14 protein-coding genes and 2 pseudogenes are annotated in these 18,888 nt (G+C 39.7%); 11 read left to right on the top strand and 5 right to left on the bottom strand.

The window, feature by feature from the left end:
• Positions 1-223: 223 nt before the first annotated feature.
• Both AAC852_RS03050 and AAC852_RS03045 read right to left on the bottom strand, forming a co-directional pair.
• Entirely contained in the window at positions 224-787 is a 564-nt protein-coding gene (locus AAC852_RS03050) for a tyrosine-type DNA invertase (protein ID WP_047680614.1), read from the bottom strand.
• A gap of 871 nt (positions 788-1,658) precedes the next feature.
• A pseudogene (locus tag AAC852_RS03045) lies at positions 1,659-2,027 on the bottom strand (hypothetical protein); the annotation flags it as partial.
• 1,124 nt (positions 2,028-3,151) lie between these two features.
• Between AAC852_RS03045 and AAC852_RS03040 the strand changes: the two are divergent.
• From AAC852_RS03040 to AAC852_RS03030, 3 genes are read left to right on the top strand one after another with little or no spacing between them, the layout of a single operon-like run.
• Positions 3,152-3,823 (top strand): CsgG/HfaB family protein, encoded by a 672-nt coding sequence (locus tag AAC852_RS03040; RefSeq protein ID WP_340619750.1) that lies wholly within the window; start codon positions 3,152-3,154, stop codon positions 3,821-3,823.
• 38 nt (positions 3,824-3,861) lie between these two features.
• Positions 3,862-4,218: a DUF4810 domain-containing protein gene (locus tag AAC852_RS03035; RefSeq protein ID WP_340619749.1), complete on the top strand. Its 357-nt coding sequence runs from the start codon at positions 3,862-3,864 to the stop codon at positions 4,216-4,218.
• Positions 4,218-4,886: a DUF799 domain-containing protein gene (locus tag AAC852_RS03030; RefSeq protein WP_340619782.1), complete on the top strand. Its 669-nt coding sequence runs from the start codon at positions 4,218-4,220 to the stop codon at positions 4,884-4,886. Before AAC852_RS03035 ends, AAC852_RS03030 begins: the two co-directional genes overlap by 1 nt.
• Before the next feature lie 90 nt (positions 4,887-4,976).
• Here AAC852_RS03030 and AAC852_RS03025 read toward each other — a convergent pair whose 3' ends face one another.
• Positions 4,977-6,317 (bottom strand): MATE family efflux transporter, encoded by a 1,341-nt coding sequence (locus AAC852_RS03025; RefSeq protein ID WP_340619748.1) that lies wholly within the window; start codon positions 6,315-6,317, stop codon positions 4,977-4,979.
• Between the two features lie 434 nt (positions 6,318-6,751).
• Between AAC852_RS03025 and AAC852_RS03020 the strand changes: the two genes are divergently transcribed.
• From AAC852_RS03020 to AAC852_RS03010, 3 genes are all read left to right on the top strand, one after another.
• A complete protein-coding gene (locus AAC852_RS03020) occupies positions 6,752-8,098 on the top strand; it encodes an NCS2 family permease (RefSeq protein ID WP_340619747.1) in 1,347 nt (448 codons plus the stop codon).
• A 273-nt stretch (positions 8,099-8,371) separates the two neighbouring features.
• Positions 8,372-10,021 (top strand): Na+/H+ antiporter, encoded by a 1,650-nt coding sequence (locus tag AAC852_RS03015; RefSeq protein ID WP_340619746.1) that lies wholly within the window; start codon positions 8,372-8,374, stop codon positions 10,019-10,021.
• A 3-nt stretch (positions 10,022-10,024) separates the two neighbouring features.
• Entirely contained in the window at positions 10,025-10,924 is a 900-nt protein-coding gene (locus tag AAC852_RS03010; protein ID WP_340619745.1) for a carboxylate/amino acid/amine transporter, read from the top strand.
• Here AAC852_RS03010 and metR read toward each other — a convergent pair.
• Positions 10,809-11,765, bottom strand: a complete 957-nt coding sequence (metR, locus tag AAC852_RS03005) for an HTH-type transcriptional regulator MetR (RefSeq protein ID WP_340619744.1) — start codon at positions 11,763-11,765, stop codon at positions 10,809-10,811. The two genes, AAC852_RS03010 and metR, sit on opposite strands and share 116 nt — an antisense overlap.
• Before the next feature lie 107 nt (positions 11,766-11,872).
• Between metR and metE the strand changes: the two genes are divergently transcribed.
• A complete protein-coding gene (gene metE / locus AAC852_RS03000) occupies positions 11,873-14,161 on the top strand; it encodes a 5-methyltetrahydropteroyltriglutamate--homocysteine S-methyltransferase (protein WP_340619743.1) in 2,289 nt (762 codons plus the stop codon).
• Positions 14,162-14,218: 57 nt separating this feature from the next.
• On the opposite strand, the gene AAC852_RS02995 is transcribed toward metE, so the two are convergent.
• Positions 14,219-14,383, bottom strand: coding sequence for a YidB family protein (locus AAC852_RS02995; protein WP_340619742.1), 165 nt, complete (start codon positions 14,381-14,383; stop codon positions 14,219-14,221).
• A gap of 733 nt (positions 14,384-15,116) precedes the next feature.
• Here AAC852_RS02995 and otnK point away from each other — a divergent pair.
• The 4 genes and pseudogenes from otnK to AAC852_RS02975 all read left to right on the top strand — a co-directional run bounded on the left by otnK (position 15,117) and on the right by AAC852_RS02975 (position 18,847).
• Positions 15,117-16,175: a 3-oxo-tetronate kinase gene (otnK, locus tag AAC852_RS02990; protein ID WP_340619741.1), complete on the top strand. Its 1,059-nt coding sequence runs from the start codon at positions 15,117-15,119 to the stop codon at positions 16,173-16,175.
• Positions 16,176-16,329: 154 nt separating this feature from the next.
• Positions 16,330-16,455, top strand: a pseudogene (locus AAC852_RS19910) (transposase); the annotation flags it as partial.
• Positions 16,456-17,275: 820 nt separating this feature from the next.
• Positions 17,276-18,055 (top strand): 2-oxo-tetronate isomerase, encoded by a 780-nt coding sequence (otnI, locus tag AAC852_RS02980; RefSeq protein ID WP_340619740.1) that lies wholly within the window; start codon positions 17,276-17,278, stop codon positions 18,053-18,055.
• Between the two features lie 24 nt (positions 18,056-18,079).
• A complete protein-coding gene (locus AAC852_RS02975; protein WP_340619739.1) occupies positions 18,080-18,847 on the top strand; it encodes a DeoR/GlpR family DNA-binding transcription regulator in 768 nt (255 codons plus the stop codon).
• Positions 18,848-18,888: the final 41 nt, after the last annotated feature.

Genomic DNA, 18,888 nt, shown 5'->3' with positions numbered 1-18,888 from the left:
ATATAAGTGAATCCTGAAATTTAAGGTTTTATAAAAGAAATAAAGTAGTAATTTAACAAACATAAAACAATAAATATAAATAGAATTTATCATACGCCAAAAATCATATTTACGTTACAAGGAAATTGTCTATTCTGTTTACTTGCAATCTCCACAAGAGGAGTAGTGGAGATTGTTGCAATAACAGGTTATGTTAGTGAAAACAAGAAAAATAAATAAAAATTTATTTAGAGTGTGTCTCCCAAATTTTGGAAAAGCGTTTTACATTACTGGCTGTGTAAATCACGGTATGTGAAATGTTGCGATGTCCCAGATAATCTTGAATTAAACGAGTATCGCGACCGAGATCTGCAAGTGCATAGCCGCAGGCGTGCCTTAACATATGGGGATGTGGAGAAACGCTGACTGCGGCCTTTTTTCCATAACGTTTCAGTAGCCCATAAACTTGTTGTCGTGAAACAGCTCCCGATTTTTGGGAAAGAAATACCCATGGTGAATCAGCTTCCCGCCATTTTTGACGTACATCCAGCCACCTTTTAAGCGCTTCAATTTCTTCTGGGATCAAAGGATGTGTTGTTGATAGACCACCTTTTAAACGTCTTATATGAATAATTGCTGAATTTAAATCGAGATCAGATAAACATAAATTACACAGCTCACTGACTCTAAACCCATGAATAAAACACATCAATAGCATGCAATAATCTCGTTCAGCATGACGTCCTTGTCTTGTTTCTGCCAAAATTGCATCTATTTCATATCGGGTTAAAAATTTGCGTTGCTTCATGAAATTATCATTCCTATTACATCAGATAGATTAGCTGTAAATAACGGAGCTATTTAAACTAATCGAATACAACAAGCTATCAGAGCTTTTGAACATAATTGGATAAATACCAGGTTAATATAATTAGAAAACAGGAAATGAAAAAATTTGCTGCTTCTGTTCATCATTGTTTTAATGAAAATATTTATTTAAATAGTGTAAATATTTGTTATGTAACCCTCGTGAATAGAATGGGCTAATCATAGAAAGAATTCCACAAGGAATACTGATTGATTAAATTTTACTACTAAACATCTGGCTGAATTTTATTTTTAGTTTTTTATTCTTATATTGTCCTTTTATGGTGTAATGATTTCGTCTTTTTACTGCATTTACTGGAAAAAGTAAATGATTTATCTAATTAGAGTGAAATATGTACTTTTTTGTATGCAAAATATCTACTTAAAGAGTTGCTCTCATTATTATTTAGATATAAATTTTGAATTTTTTGTATATGCAGGATTTTGTTTTGAATATTGAAGTGATTTAAAATTAGTAGACTTCTTTAGTGTAAATAATGGAGATGTGACAGTATTTAAAATAACCGAATTAACATGAATAAGTAAATTGTAAATTTATGTTATCATTTAAAGTGATACTATTTTCTTACTAATTAAATGCAATGCTTCCCATTTTTATTTGAGCTGTAATGATTTATTAAATAAATATTAATTATGATTAATTAAAAAATATTTCATCATTCCGATAATTATTGATTGCACTAAGTGCTTATTGGCGGTGCTTTGAGAACATACGGACCTTCCACAATAGAAAGGTCTGTAGCGTAAGTAAATCTTAATGATAAGTCGTCTTGTGGCTGATTTTTATCTCATCAGGAAAAGGCCAGAAAAGGAGAAATACATAACAAGATCCCTGTGAAGATGATCAAGATTAGGGATACTCCTTTGTGATGGTAGAGGTTGGGAACCTTGTAAACCAGATAAGCAGGAATAAGGCAGCCGACAATACCAAATATCGGACTACAGATAGATGTGAAACTTAAAACTGGTGCATTCAGAATAATTGCTCCCCATGCTAATAAAATTGCGAATGCAATGATGCCTTTTTGTACCCACTTTTCATTGATTTTTGCTGTTGGTATTAAGCGGCTGAGAATATTCATGGCTATTCCTTGACTGGCTTCTCGAAAACCGAGGTAGACACCAAAGAAAGCAGTCATGACAGCGAAGACATTGAGTACATAAACACCAAAGAACGATTTTTTCAGAAAATTTGTTCAAAAAATGAATTGTCGTGTGTTGATATTAAAGAATTTTATGAGGAAAATTTTCCTAAAGACTCCGTTTAATTTTACATAAAGAAAAAATTGATATTTGTTATTCTCTCTTTATGCCAGGGTGTTGTGATTGTTCGTAATATGGAAAATTGAAACAAATGGAGAGAAAAGCGATGTGATTCACTACACTCATACTTGCTCAAAACACCCTGTCAGTATTAAATCCTTTTTATTGTCTATATTATGATATATTTTAGAATATTAATCTGGTTTTTTCTTGTACTTATTGTCAGGAATGGATAAAAAGCCATCTATCTTAATGGTCATCTGGATGGTTATATCGTGTATTTATTCATCTGTATATTTTTTTGAGTTTAATTAATTTATAACTATAAATTTGTAAAAAGTCTGTTGGATAAAAACAGTTTAATACGTGATTATAAATAGTTATTTAATCATATCTTTTTTATTTTATATTTTAATAAATACAGGCTAATTCATTACGTGTAGATTCACCTAATATGTATAATAGTTTTTGGAAAATAGTTAATGATGCTGATAAATTACATCAGGATGGCAGAAAGAAATATTATTTTAATTTACAGATTGCCGGCTTAATATAATATTTAAAGTGATATGATATTGCTATGTCTTGTATTGGTTGGGTTTTAATATCGAAGCTCGCATAATCTAATAATATTAGAGTATTTATTATCCTAAGCCTAATTAAAGGATTGGATTACCTTTCATACCTTAATAAACGGAATGTAGTTGCAATTAAATGGCTTGTCGAAATATAGATAATTGGTATTTAACTATAGTAACTGAACGCGGTCGTTATGGTTGTGTTATATTTACATAGACTTTCCCTATAATAAAACTTATCATTTTACCGTTTTATCTTAGTTGTATCCGCCTGTATCTGTATGTACCTAATTGCAAACGTTTTAAACAGAACCCAACGGGTAGTGTGAGAGGTATAACTTGTCTGACAGGCTTCTTGCCCTATGGATTTCAAGATGCAGCTAATCAAGTTCTGCTTGAAAGACGACGGGATAACCAAAAAAACTCTCAGGAAGACATAATTAATGAAAAATAAACTCACTTTAGCTTCACTTTGTTTCGCGTCACTCATGTTGAGCGGATGTGCGACGGAGCCGTCATCGACTCTTCAGGTGCAAAAAGTTTCTTCATATAACACCACTTACAAAGGAATTCGTAGCCCTATCGCGGTAGGTAAATTTGAAAATCGTTCAAGCTACCAAAATGGCATTTTCTCTGATGGTATCGATCGTTTGGGTAACCAATCAAAAACTATTCTGGTGACTCACTTACAGCAAACTGGTCGTTTTAATGTGCTGGAGCGTACTAACATGGCTGAATTGAAAACAGAGGCCGGGTTACAAGGCAAAGCGCAGAAGCTGAAGGGGGCTAACTATGTGATCACTGGTGCAGTCACTGAATTTGGTCGCAAGGAAGTCGGTGACCATCAGTTATGGGGTATTTTGGGGCGTGGCAAATCACAGATTGCTTATGCAAAAGTGATGTTGAATGTTGTGAATGTTGAAACGTCTGAAGTTGTTTTCTCTTCAGCAGGAGCCGGGGAATATAAATTATCCAGCCGCGAAATTATTGGTTTCGGTGGTGCATCCGGTTATGACTCTACTCTGAATGGCAAGGTGTTGGATTTGGCTATCCGTGAAGCTGTCAATGACCTTGTGTCTGGTATTGAAAGTGGCGCATGGAAGCCAATGAACTAATATTCTAATAACTAATAATAAATAGGGAAGACTTTTTAATGTTTTTGATAAAAAAGATGGGGATGCTACTGGGCATACTATTATTAGTCGGGTGTGTGCATGCACCTAAAACCATTTATGAATGGGGTGATTATCCGTCAACTGTTTACCAATATTACCAACAGGATAAGACCGGGCCACAAGAGCAGATCCAGGCATTGCAAAAAGTCATTGAACAAGCCAGAGCCAAAGACAAACCTGTTCCTCCTGGGCTGCACGCTCAAATGGGGTTGCTCTATAGTAAAATAGGCAATATTGAGGAAGCTTTTCAGCAGTTTGAAATAGAAAAGAAATTATTTCCTGAATCCACACAGTATATGGATTTTCTGCTGAATAAAAATAAGGGAGTGAAATGATGAACCGTCTTTGGGGGGCAGTCAGCGCTTTATTATTGCTGGTATTGACAGGATGTGCCAAGCAGGTACCTTATGATTATAGTGCGTTGAAGGAAAGTGATCCTAAATCGATACTGGTTCTGCCTGCTGTGAATAAGTCCGTGGATGTCAAGGCGGCTGGCAGTGTGGTTTCTCAGGTTACTTATCCGTTGGCGGAATCAGGATATTATGTTTTTCCTGTCGCGGTTGTCGAAGAGACATTCCGGCAGAATGGGGCAGCAGATGCGCAGGATATTCATGATATCAGCTATAAAAAGCTACATGATATTTTTGGCGCGGATGCAGCGCTTTATCTGGATGTCACAGAATATGGTACACAATATCAGATCATTAGCAGTGATACCCGCGTGACAGCAAAAGCTCGTCTGGTTGATCTGAGGACGGGTAAACAAGTGTGGAGTGGTGCTGCGACAGCTTCTACCGCAGAAAATCGTAACAATGGCGGTGGTGGAATTATTGGTATGTTAGTGTCTGCGGCTGTTGAGCAAATTGCAAATACTGTGATGGATAGAGGCCACGATATTGCAGGCATTACCAGTAATCGTCTGTTGAGTGCGGGAGGATATCATTATGGCCATCTGCTGTATGGGCCGCGTTCAGAACATTATCGGAAAGAAAAACTAGAATAATGTTAAAAATGCCGCAGTTATTGTCTGCGGCATTTTTTTACTGTCATTTTTATAACTAATTTTTAAACCATGTTTTACAGTTAAACACGATTAAACATCTAATCGTTTGGTTTGCCATTTCTTAGATTTCCAGCGCCAGGCGTTTACCATCCCTCGTATCCATTCATCGCAGAAAAAGCCAATCCAAATCCCCAGGATCCCCATCCCCATGGTAATTCCCAGAAAATAGCCAACAGGGATAGAAATACCCCACATGAAGAGCAGAGCAGTATAAAGCGGGAACCTGGCATCACCGGAAGCACGCAGAGCATTGACCATGACGATATTAAAAGTACGCCCCGGCTCCAGGAAGACAGACAGCAGGAATAAAGGCAGCAGAAGCTCAATGATATTTTGGTCTTCTGTCATCAGGCCAAGGAGCGGTTCCCGGAAAATCCAGAAAAACACTACGACGCCAATTGTGACAATAACGCCGATTTTCAGACTCTTTATCCCACGGATATAAGCATCTTCAAAACGTTTTGCTCCGACAAGATGGCCGACCATAATTTCATTACCAATACTGGTGGCGATACCAAACAACATAATGAACAGAGATAATTGAAAATACAGAGTCTGTGCAGCCAGAGAAGTTTCACCCATCAAACCGATAAAAGCCTGTGCGGTCATATATTGTAATATCCACACCAGGTTTTCACCGGCTGCCGGTAAACCGATATGCAGGATTTTGCCAAGCATATTCTTTGACCAGCATATCAGCAACTTCGGGATCAGTTTGATTCTTAAACCATAAAATAACAATCCGCAGAGAAGAATAACGGCAACCGTACGACCAAATACTGTAGACCATGCCACGCCTTCCAGCCCATATTTAGGTAGGCCAAAGAATCCGTACAGGACAATTATATTACCGATAATTGTCAACAGATTGGCAATCAGGGTGACATACATGGCAGATTTTGACTTGCCATAAACTCGCAAACAGGCAGCCAGAATAATTGAAATTGCTTCCGGTATCAGGCAGATACCTAAAATGTGCAGATAAGCAAACCCATCCTCCATCAGGTTTTCTGGCAGATTCATGATGCGCAGGATTTTATAGCCGAAGAAAATCGTCACCAAAGCACAACTAAAACCCAACACAAAATTAAAAGCGATGGAAATATGGATCGCCTGACTGGCTTTATCTCTTTTTCCTGATCCGAGATATTGTGCAATTACAACGCTGCAACCAACACTAATGAAATTAAAGATCGTAATGAACAGATCAAAAACATGATTACCAACTCCCATAGCAGCTAAGTAAGCCGAAGAAATATGGCTGACCATATATGTATTGATTAGCAACGTCGCCATATGAAGAAAAATATCGATGAAAATCGGCCAGCTCAGTGAAAAAAGCGAACGATCTGCAACATCAGATTGATGCATTATAAAACCTATTAATTGAATTGAATGGTCTTTTGTGGTGTGACATTCCCAGAAAGTATATATGATTTTACTTGGTTTACTGGTTGGTTGGTAGACAAAATGCGTTATTCCCCCATAAAGTGAAGCAAAAACTTTTATTATAAATATTCACTGATTTCCTGTTTCTCCTTAAGGCTGCCAATGGAGGGATTGGCAACAAAATTCATGATTATGACTTGATTCTCATCCCCGATTCACCGGATAATCTTCGGCCTCAAATTATCTCACCGTTTTTTTAACTCAAAAGCCAAACGATTGCGTGTAGGAAGGGCTGAACTAATAAGTGCAGCGTTTTTCAGATTATCAAATGACGTAATCGTTTTCGTCGGGTAAGAGGGGGAAAGAAATGGTGAGGAAAATCGGATAGATGTTTAACATACTGGCAGGGGATAAACATGTCTGGCACGCAGGCACCAACTCAATGCAAACTTGATAAGTATTTTAAGATAACTGAACGCGGAAGCTCGGTACGTCAGGAAATTCTCGCTGGGTTAACAACATTTTTGGCGATGGTTTATTCCGTTATTGTTGTGCCAGGTATGCTTGGACAGGCTGGATTTCCCCATACCGCCGTATTTATTGCTGTATGTCTGGTTACAGGGGTTGGCTCATTATTGATGGGATTATGGGTTAATTTACCGATGGCAATTGGCTGCGCAATCTCACTGACGACCTTTACTGCTTTCAGTCTAGTATTGGGGCAGCAGGTTAGTATTCCTGTCGCATTGGGTGCTGTTTTCCTGATGGGATGTTTGTTCACAGTTATTTCCGTTACTGGTATTCGCGCCTGGATATTACGCAATATGCCAATGGGGATAGCGCATGGAACAGGTATCGGTATCGGATTGTTTTTGCTACTTATTGCAGCAAATGGCGTTGGACTGGTGATTAAAAATTCCCAGCCGGGGTTGCCAGTTGCTTTTGGATCGTTGACAGCCTTCCCTGTAATAATGACTTTGTTAGGGTTAGCGGGAATTATTGGACTGGAAAGGAAAAAAGTCCCTGGTGGTATTTTGCTGGTTATTATCGCTATTTCAATTATTGGATTGATTTTTGATCCCGCAGTGAAATATCAAGGATTTTTTAAGTTACCAACGTTGGGGGAAGATGGGCTTTCTCTGATGTTTAGCATGGATATTATGGGAGCTTTACAGCCTGTTGTATTACCCAGTGTTCTTGCGCTGGTGATGACAGCGATATTTGATGCTACAGGTACTATCAGAGCTGTAGCAGGGCAGGCCAATCTGCTGGATAAAAGGGGACAGATTATTAATGGTGGTAAGGCGTTAACGGCTGATTCTGTCAGTAGTATTTTCGCTGGAGCAATAGGCTCTTCTCCTGCTGCTGTTTATATTGAATCCGCAGCAGGAACCGCAGCAGGAGGAAAAACAGGGTTAACCGCAGCGGTCGTTGGTATCTTATTTCTGCTGATATTATTCCTTTCTCCATTATCATATCTGGTTCCTTCATATGCGACAGCGCCTGCTTTGATGTATGTCGGGTTGCTGATGTTGAGTAACGTACGCAAGCTGAATTTTGATGATTTTGTCGATGCAATGTCAGGGTTACTGTGCGCTGTATTTATCGTTCTGACTTGTAATATTGTTACAGGTATTATGCTAGGGTTTGGTGCTTTGGTTGTTGGGCGTGTTTTCTCTGGTGAATGGCGTAAGCTGAATATCGGTATGGTAATTATTGCTATTGCATTGGTGGCATTTTATGCTGGCAACTGGGCTATTTAATTAAAAGGACGCTCAAAAAATTATGCGCAAATGATTAAAGTTTGCGCGTGTATTTCCAGATTGGATAATTTTTAAAACCTGCCAAATTTTCGACAAAATTCCGTAGATAAGTATAAAATAGACAAATGACTTGCTGTTCATTGATTCACAATGTGATTGTTTTTTGAATTTCCAGAATAACTTCAATTTTTGCAGTTATTAACGCTGTTATTACAAGAAAAAAACAGTCACAATCTCTTCACCGACGGATTTTTGGCAATTTGTAAGGGTAACATGGAAATATTCTTTACTATCTTGATCTTGATTTTGGTGGTGTCAGTTTCTGGTGTTCTTACTAAAGTGATCCCATTCCGTGTCCCTTTGCCGATAGTGCAAATAGCAATAGGGGCATTGTTGGCCTGGCCTCATTTTGGTTTACACGTTACTTTCGATCCTGAATTATTCCTCGTTTTACTTATCCCTCCTCTATTATTTGTTGATGGTTGGAAAACACCGACCAGAGAATTTTTTCAACATGGGCGTGAAATAGTTATTCTGGTTTTAGTATTGGTTCTGGTGACAGTTGTTGGTATTGGTTATTTGATTTACTGGTTATTGCCGAGTATTCCACTTATTGCTGCTTTTGCTCTGGCAGCCGTGTTGTCACCAACTGATGCAGTTGCATTATCTTCGATTGTTGGGAGAGGGGGAATTCCTAAAAATATGATGAGCGTATTGGAAGGTGAAGCATTGATGAATGATGCTTCCGGTCTGGTTGCTCTGAAATTTGCTGTGGCAATTGCTATGGGGACCATGGCATTTACTGTCACGGGCGCAACATTCGAATTTTTTAAAGTGGCTATTGGCGGCTTGGCATCAGGTATTGCTATCACCTGGTTGTACAGTAAATCACTGCGATTGATGAGTCGCTGGAGTGGTGATGATCCTGCCACTCAAATCATGTTTATGATGTTGTTACCATTTGCTTCTTACATGATTGCTGAACATATTGGTTTCTCCGGTATTCTGGCCGCAGTTGCTGCCGGTATGACTATCAGTACGGCGGGGGTGATCCGCAATGCGCCTTTGGATATGCGTTTGCGTGCTGATAACGTATGGGGAATGTTGGCGTTTGTGTTCAACGGCCTGGTATTTATCATGTTGGGCTTACAGTTGCCGGGGATTTGGGAGACGTCTGTTGCTCAGGCAGAACTTGATCCGCATGTTGAAACCTGGATGCTGTTCGCTGCAGTAGGTATCATTTATGCTGCGTTGGTACTGCTGCGATTCTGCTGGCTATGGTTAATGAAAAGTACCAGCAAGATATTGATGAAGAAAAAACCGCTGGAATTTTCAACTTATACTACCCGTGAATTGTGGCTGGCTTCGTTTGCGGGTGTCCGTGGGGCAATTACTCTGGCTGGTGCTTTATCCGTACCTCTTTTCCTGCCGGATGGCGACCCATTCCCTGCTCGTTATCAGTTGATCTTTATTGCCGCAGGTGTGATTCTGTTCTCTCTGTTTGTTGGCGTTATTGCTCTTCCATTATTGCTAAGAGGCATGAAAGTGGGAGACAAACAGTCTGATCTCAATGAAATCAGAATGGCGAAAGCAGCGATGGCTGAAGTTGCGATTGTCAGTATGAATAAAATGGAAGAACGTCTGTCTGCCAGCACTGAAGAAAAACTGGATGCTGAAGTGATTAGTGAAGTCGCTTCCAGAGTCACTGGTTATTTGCGACGCCGTACTACTGGGACTGATGAAGGTGAACACAGCTTGTTGGTTGAAGATTTGGAACGGCGTTTCCGCTTGACAGCGTTGCGGGCTGAGAGAGGGGAGCTATATCACTTGCGTGCAACTCGTAAGATTAGTAATGAAACGCTACAGTCGCTCCTGCATGACCTTGATTTGCTTGAAGCGCTGTTGGTAGGTAAATCTCAATAAAATATGTGGTTATTAACAATTACAACACTTTTGTGGGCCGCGTCATTCAGCCTGATTGGTGCTTATCTCGCTGGTCAGGTTGATAGCTGGTTTTCTGTTCTTGTCAGGGTCGTGTTAGCTGCTCTGGTATTTTTACCCTTTCTGCGTTGGCGTGGGTTATCACTGAAAGTCATTGCGCTGTATATGGCAGTGGGAGCTTGTCAGTTAGGTGTGATGTATTTGTTTGTATTTCATGCTTACCACTATCTGACAGTAGCGGAATTTTTGCTGTTCACGGTCATGACTCCGCTGTATGTCACATTGATATACGATTTGATGGGGCGTCAACGGCTGCGTTGGGGCTATGCGCTCAGTTCGTTACTGGCTGTGGCGGGAGCTGCGATTATTCGTTATGACCGGTTAAGTGAATCCTTCTGGATTGGTTTAATACTGGTGCAGTTGGCAAATATTTTCTTTGCTATTGGTCAGGTTGGTTATAAGCGTTTGATGGAAGTGCATCCGATACCACAGAGAATCGCATTTTCGTGGTTCTATTTAGGTGCTTGTGTCATTGCAATTATCGGTTGGTTAATGTTTGGTGATCCTCAGAAACTGCCGACAACCCAATTACAATGGGGAGTTCTGATCTGGTTAGGAGCGGGGGCTTCTGGTATTGGCTACTTTATGTGGAATTATGGTGCAACCCAAGTGGATGCCGGAACACTCGCGATTATGAATAATATGCTGGTTCCGGCAGGGTTATTGGTCAATTTTGTTATTTGGCAGCAGCATCCAAATTGGTTGGGCTTTACCATTGGAGGCAGCCTGATTGTTGCGTCACTTTGGGTGCATCACCGTTGGATACTGAGACCCGCTTCACAAACGGTAAATTATCCACCGCGTGCTGACGCGCAGAACGAATAAATGTATCAATAGCCGGTTGGCGTTGCTCCCCATTACGGCAGGCTGCGTACAATCGGCTCCATAGCCCTTCCCCTAACGTCTGAGTAATAACTAATCCTTGCCTTTCGAATGTTTCTACCGCCCAGTGAGGCAATGCTGCAATACCTAAACGGGCAGCCACCATTTGAATGAGTAATAGCGTGTTATCGACGGTTTTCAAGGTCGGGGTGACATCTGCGGGCTCAAGAAAACGTCTCCAGATATCAAAACGTTGCCGTTGAACTGGATAAATCAGCAAGGTTTCGGTGGAGAGATCCTGTGGCTGGATGTCCCGCTGATTAGCCAATGGATGATCTGGTGCAACCACCAGTTTCACTTCATAGTCAAACAACGGTGTATAGTGCAGTTTACTGTCTGGAATAATGTCAGATGTCAGTACAATATCCAGCTCTCTCTGTTGCAGCGCCGGCTGTGGATCAAAGGTTACCCCGGATTTAAAATCCACATTGACCTGCGGCCAGCTTTCTCTAAAACGCTTAAGTGCAGGAGTGAGCCACTGAATACAGCTATGACATTCAATAGCAATGCGCAAGTTAGTCTCTTGCGGCTCATTACACTCGTGCAGGGAGGCTGTGATCATAGGCAAAATTTGTTCTGCCAATCTTAATAGTACTTCACCTTGATGAGTCAGTTTCAGGGGCTGACTTTTACGAATGAAAAGCTTATATCCCAGACGATGCTCCAGTTCACTGAATTGGTGTGAAAGAGCCGATTGTGTTTGATGCAGATGATTTGCTGCTGCTGCCAACGAACCACAGTGATTTAATGCTTGCAGTGTTTTTAAGTGTTTTATCTCGATCATGAAAAACCTTCAAGTTGATTATGAATAATTTGCGCTTGTGGTTTATACATTACCTGTTGATTATAGATGTGTAAACATCTAGACGGCTAAAATTTGCGGGTGACGACATGACAGTTTTGAATCATACATTAGGTTTTCCACGTATCGGCTTGAAAAGAGAGCTAAAAAAAGCACAAGAGAACTATTGGGCAGGTAAAATTTCTCAACAAGAATTGCTGGAAACAGGAAGTGAATTACGTGCACGTCACTGGCAACAGCAAAAAGAGGCAGGGGTGGATTTAGTTCCTGTTGGTGATTTTGCTTGGTATGACCAAGTGTTGACGACCAGTTTGCTGCTAGGGAACGTACCTCCTCGCCATCAAAATAAAGATGGGAACATTGACTTAGATACACTATTCCGTATTGCTCGTGGTCGGGCTCCAACAGGTACTCCGGCTGCTGCATCAGAAATGACCAAATGGTTTAATACCAATTATCATTATATTGTGCCCGAATTTCAGCAGGGACAGGAGTTCAGGCTCGGATGGCCTCAATTACTGGATGAAGTTGATGAAGCCTTAGCGTTGGGGCATAAAGTGAAACCTGTTTTGTTAGGGCCGGTGACTTACTTATGGCTTGGAAAGGTGAAAGGAAAAGCTTTTGATCGCCTCTCTCTGCTGGAGGATATTCTGCCGGTATATCAGCAAATTCTGGCTGAACTCGCAAAACGTGGTATCGAATGGGTACAGATCGATGAACCTGCGTTGGTGCTAGAACTACCCGAAGATTGGCTGGCAGCCTTCCCGACAGCTTATCAAGCACTTCAGGGACAGGTTAAGTTATTGCTGACAACGTATTTCGATAGCATCAGCCATAATCTGGAAACCATTAAGGCACTGCCAGTACAAGGTTTGCACGTTGATTTGGTAGCAGGGCAGGACCCTCTCAATGAATTGGAGAAATCTTTGCCAGAATCATGGCTGCTTTCGTTAGGGGTTATTAATGGACGCAATGTCTGGCGAGCAGATCTGAGTGCGAAATATGAACTTATTGCACCGTTGGTGGGCAAACGAGATATTTGGGTCGGTACTTCTTGTTCATTGTTGCACAGTCCGATTGATCTGAATGATGAAACCGGATTGGATGAAGAAGTTAAGAGCTGGTTTGCTTTTGCACTACAGAAATGTACAGAGTTATCTCTGTTGTCTCAGGCACTGAATGCACCTGAAGCCAGTAAACAGGCTGAATTGAATAAATTGGATAGTTACAGTGCTCCAATTCGTGCCCGTCGCAGTTCCACAAGAGTGAACAACCCGGCTGTGGCTGAACGTCTTGCTAAGATCCAGCCACAAGACAGTGAGCGCAATCAGGTTTATTCGGAGCGTGCTAAACTTCAGCGCCAACGGTACAAATTACCTTTATGGCCGACAACAACCATCGGTTCTTTCCCACAAACAACAGAGATCCGTGGCTTACGTTTAGATTTCAAGAAAGGCCGTGTTGATGGTAATCATTATCGTATCAACATTAGTGAGCACATTAAACAGGCGATCAATGAACAGGAACGATTGGGACTAGATGTACTGGTGCATGGTGAAGCTGAACGTAATGACATGGTGGAATATTTCGGTGAGCATTTTGATGGTTATGTCTTTACTCAAAATGGTTGGGTACAAAGCTATGGCTCCCGTTGTGTAAAACCACCAGTAATTATCGGAGATATCAGCCGTCCAGAAGCGATTACGGTCGATTGGGCAACGTATGCACAATCTCTGACTGACAAACCAGTAAAAGGCATGTTAACAGGGCCGGTAACTATTCTTTGTTGGTCATTCCCAAGGGAAGATATCAGCCGGGAAGCTATTGCTAAACAGATTGCACTGGCCTTGCGTGATGAAGTGGATGATTTGCAGAAAGCAGGTATCGGCATTATTCAAATTGATGAACCTGCATTACGTGAAGGCTTACCGCTGCGTAGAGAAGAGTGGCAGGAATATCTGGATTGGGCGGTGGATGCCTTTAAACTGAGTGCAGCAGTGGCGAAAGATGATACACAGATCCATACGCATATGTGTTATTGCGAGTTTAATGACATTATGCCTTCCATTGCAGCGTTGGATGCAGATGTCATTACTATTGAAACCTCGCGCTCAGATATGGAATTGTTGGATTCATTTGAAGATTTCTCATATCCGAATGAGATTGGGCCTGGCGTGTATGATATTCACTCACCTAATGTGCCGAGTGTTGAATGGATTGAAGCTTTATTGCGCAAAGCTGCCGAGCGCATTCCTGTTGAACGTTTATGGGTTAACCCAGATTGTGGTTTAAAAACCAGGGGCTGGACAGAAACCCGCCAGTCACTGGCAAACATGGTTGAAGCGGCAAAACGTCTGCGTGATTCAGTAAGCAACTAAATTAATTTGAGCAATAAGTTGCCCACCACACTAAATAAGCGTGGTGGGCGAGTTGCTTTACTTACTTAGAAACTTATTTTTTAACAAATCCATTCTTACGGATTTTAGCTCCAAATTTTCTGGAACTTGTCCATTTGGGGTAACCTTATCAACCAGATTAGGCAAATGTTGTGAAATTAATGACGAAGCTTCATCGGGATCGATACCCATTTTTTCTGCCAATTTCTGACCCTCCCCGACTTTCAACCCAGTCCATCATATGCTGAATTTGTTGGTTTTTTCCCCGACTCAGCATCATTGCAATTTGATCAAAGAAGCTCATCATAATTTCCCTCCTTTGTTGGGGCTTTACTGGATTAAGCGAAATAAAACACTAAATTGGATGCTTTTACAGGAATTAATAATTATAAGTGTTATAAAAAAGGGTAATTTAATATTTAATTATTAAAGTAGTACATTATTTAAAATTCAATTTATTTGGGGTGGTTGGAGTATTAGGTGATTAAGAATTTTTGTTTATGTTAGTCACATGAATGTGTGAAGATTATTTTTCTATTGGTTTGAAATTAATTCAATTAATTCAACTAATTAATTGTTTTTTTCTTGTTTAGTGATAAACCTTGACTGTGATATCTGTCGTTTTTTTGTGAAGTTATCTATGTGAATATAAAAGAGCAACAAATAGCCATAACACCAGGGAACTCCATAAATAACTCAATAAAAAATAGAGATTATAGAACTAGAGCGATGGCAAGACGGATCGCACAGTCATTATAAATATACGAATATTTTGTTTTGATTTATATTTAAAATTTGTTTTCAACTCAAGGAAATAGAAATAAAAAGAAACATTGGAAGTGTACTAGGGAAAGGGAGATTAATAGTTAACTATAAAAAAATAGAGGTAGAGCCATGATGAACATATCCAAGGAAATAATTTTGTCAGAGAGAAACCATGACCATTAAATTGGGAGTGATTGCTGATGATTTCACTGGAGCGACTGATATTGCTGGCTTTATGGTGCAAAATGGCTGGCAAGTTAGTCAATTATTAAAAGTACCGGATGAGAATACTCTTATTCCTCATGGTGTAGATGCGATTGTGATTAGTTTGAAAAGCCGTTCTTGCCCTGTTGAGGAAGCAATTGAAAATTCTTTGAAATGCTGTCGATGGTTACGATATAGAGTAGGTTGCCAACAGTTGTTTTTCAAATATTGTTCAACTTTTGATTCTACACCAGAAGGAAACATTGGTCCGGTTATAGACGCTTTGATGAATGAACTTGAGATCGACTTAAGCTTGATTTGTCCGGCTCTCCCTATTAATGGGAGAACAGTAGTACATGGGCATTTATTCGTTAATGGGCAATTATTAAATGAAAGTGGTATGCAGTACCACCCTGTTACTCCGATGAAAGATGCGAATCTGTTGCGGTTGGTAGAGCAACAATCAAAAGGGCAGGCAGGATTAGTAGATCTTAATTGTGTACGTCAAGGAGGGGAATCTATTCGGAACCGCTTAGATACATTACGTTGTAATGGTATTCGATATGCTGTGGTGGATGCAATGATGATGGAGGATTTGATATCAATTGCACAAGCTGCGTCGGAGATGATCTTTGTAACTGGTGGCTCAGGGTTAGGTGCAGCTCTTGCCTGTTATCATACTGGGCTTAGCTTCCATGCTGAGTATGGTATATCAGTATCGTCAATAGGGAAAACTCCATCAATTAGAGGCAGGAAAGTCGTTGTCCTTTCAGGAAGTTGCTCTGCCATGACATATCAGCAAGTCATGGAATATAAAAAGTTTGCACCAGCCATTGCATTGGATGTAGGAGAATGTATTAACAACCCTGAATATTCTAGCTACTTAGTTGATTGGGTTATCCGGCAGCCGAGACAAGTTTTGGCCCCAATGTTATATGCTACACAATCACCTGAAGTCTACATGCTCAGGAGATATTTCATGGATGAGTGTGTTTTGTTTATATCTATCTTCATTGAAGATGCTTGATTTCTCATCCAAATCAGATGTATTAGCTCAAACTTGATCTGATGAGATGGGACGTCCCATATGGCGTCAATTGTACCAAAATGAAATAAGCATATTCATTTTAATAACAGTAGGCAAATGGCCGCTTGGCTAGGATTAGTTCCCCCGACAGGCAAGCAGTGGCGGGAAAACACAATTAAGCAAAATCACTAAAAATGGCAATCGGTACTTGCGCGGTATTTTAATCCATAGAACCAGAGTAGCCATACAACGCAGAGCATACGACAGATGCACTTGGTGATTGGATGCAGTCTTTGGTTAACTGGCGTGGATTTAATAAAGTCTGTGTCATCTATGCCAATAAGTGTGCCAGAAATATGTTAGTTAATCATGGTGAGTAAAGCTTTTGCCTGAATACTCCTGTTTCATTTTCAATAAAGTTGACTGTAGTTGATGATCTAAATGCTTATCAGGCCTTGCAATAATCTGAAATTATCGAGAATTTTTAATCCGTTGATCTGATGAGGTGGCAAGGTTCGGATTTTATTATGGTGCAGCCAATTTGAATGATTGTCAGACGCCGGATATATGACCGTGAATCGAAATTAGCAATGCACTGGGTCACTGAAAAAAGTTGAATATTATGGGACGTCCATATATGAAATCTACATCTTCAAGTTAGATCGCTATAGTATTAATTGTCTCATTCTTATTGTTTAAATATATAAGCCAGAATGCTTTCATTACATCCCCCCACACATATTCACTTTAGAGTCTAAGAGTCTTTTTGCCTATCTTTTTGTAATATATCATTTACATTTTATAATACATTATTTGTTTGAAATGTTTATCTATACTGGTAAACACTCTTCATTTGGAAATGATAGTTCTGGTTAGGAAATTGAGAGGTTATCCACAAAACGTAATATCATTTTGTTTGAAAATTATAATCCAGTTGTTGAAGATGAAATATTACGGCAATCTTATTTGCGATAAAAAAATAGAAGGATACCGGATAAATCTATCTGATGTTGTTGCAACACACCTTTATTATTTATTTCAGATAATTCTTAGTACGGTAGTTGGAAATACTTTACATCAGATAATAATAGGGATTAATGATGGCAAAATTTGCAGCAAACCTGAGCATGATGTTTAACGAGGTTCCTTTTACTGAGCGTTTTGCGCAAGCGGCAAATGTTGGTTTCAAAGGAGTGGAATATTTGTTTCCTTATCATGAACCAGCTGAAAAACTCTCTGAATTATTGAGTAAACATAAACTTGTACAGGTGTTATTTAATATGCCAGCGGGAGTTTGGGAAACTGGTGATAGGGGAATAGCTTGTTTGCCTGGGCGTGAAAAAGAGTTTGCTGATGGGGTGCATAAGGCGTTGAAGTATGCTTTGGCCTTGGATTGTAAACAGGTTCATGCAATGGCTGGTAAATTGGATAGGCGATTTACACTGAAACAACAGCGTGAGTGCTATATTACAAATATTCAGTATGCTGCGGACGTGATGGCTGAATATGATATCAATTTATTAATCGAACCGATAAATATTCGTGATATTCCAGGATATTTTTTGACAACACAGAGTCAAGCTGAAGATCTGATGAAATTTGTTGATCGTAAAAATGTTTTTATCCAGTTGGATCTCTATCATTGCCAAATTATGGAAGGTGATTTGTTAAAGACAATAGAGCGGTTATGGGGAAAATTCAAACATATTCAAGTTGCTTCAGTGCCAGAGCGTAATGAACCAGATAGGGGTGAAGTTAATTATTTCTGGTTATTTAAGAAGTTGGATGAGATGGGATATCAAGGTTGGTTTGGATGTGAATATCATCCGGCAGGTCATACGAAAAAAGGGCTTGGATGGTTGGTAAAAGCTCAATCATGATCATGAAATAAAGCAGGAGAGGTAATGAACCCCTCAGAACGTAGAGATTTTATTTACCGTAAATTACATGAATGTCGGACTATTTCCATTAGTACGTTAGTTGAATTGCTGAATGTTTCACACATGACTGTGAGGCGAGATATTCGTATTTTGGAGGAAGAAGGGAAAGTTATTAGTATTGTAGGAGGAGTCCAATTAAATGATGCTTTACGGCAAGAATTGCCATGGAGTGAGAAAGCTCTCATCCATCATCACCATAAACGAGCGATTGGAAAATATGCTGCTTCATTAGTAGAAGACGGACAGGTAGTTTATCTTGATGCAGGAACTACGACATTTGAAATTGCTCAAATATTGGCAGAGCGTTTCAATTTGACGATTGTTACAAACGATTTTTCGATTGCACAATATTTGATGAATAAACCCCAATTGAATTTATTTCATACTGGAGGGCAGGTAGATAAACGCAATTATTCCAGTGTTGGAAAGAGTGCAGCTATGGTATTGCGTACCTTGAATGTAGATATTTCATTTATTAGTACCAGCTCATGGGATTTTGAACATGGAATTTCCACTCCTCATGAAGAAAAGGTTTTGGTTAAACAGGCGCTTTTGGAAATTTCTCGTAGGAAAATATTAGTTTCCGATAGTAGCAAATATGGAAAATACGGTATGTTTCGTGTTTGTCCAATATCAAATATGAATGATATTGTATGTGATGGACAATTGCCAATATTAATACAGCAACAATTGCAGGAGTTAAGTTTGAAATTACATATTGTCAATATATAAGAAAATAGAGTCTTACTACAAAATAGTCCTAAGAGTCTATA

It is taken from the genome of Xenorhabdus siamensis, from assembly GCF_037996745.1.
In the GTDB taxonomy this organism is placed as follows: domain Bacteria; phylum Pseudomonadota; class Gammaproteobacteria; order Enterobacterales; family Enterobacteriaceae; genus Xenorhabdus; species Xenorhabdus indica.
This window is presented reverse-complemented; position numbering and strand designations above follow the sequence as displayed.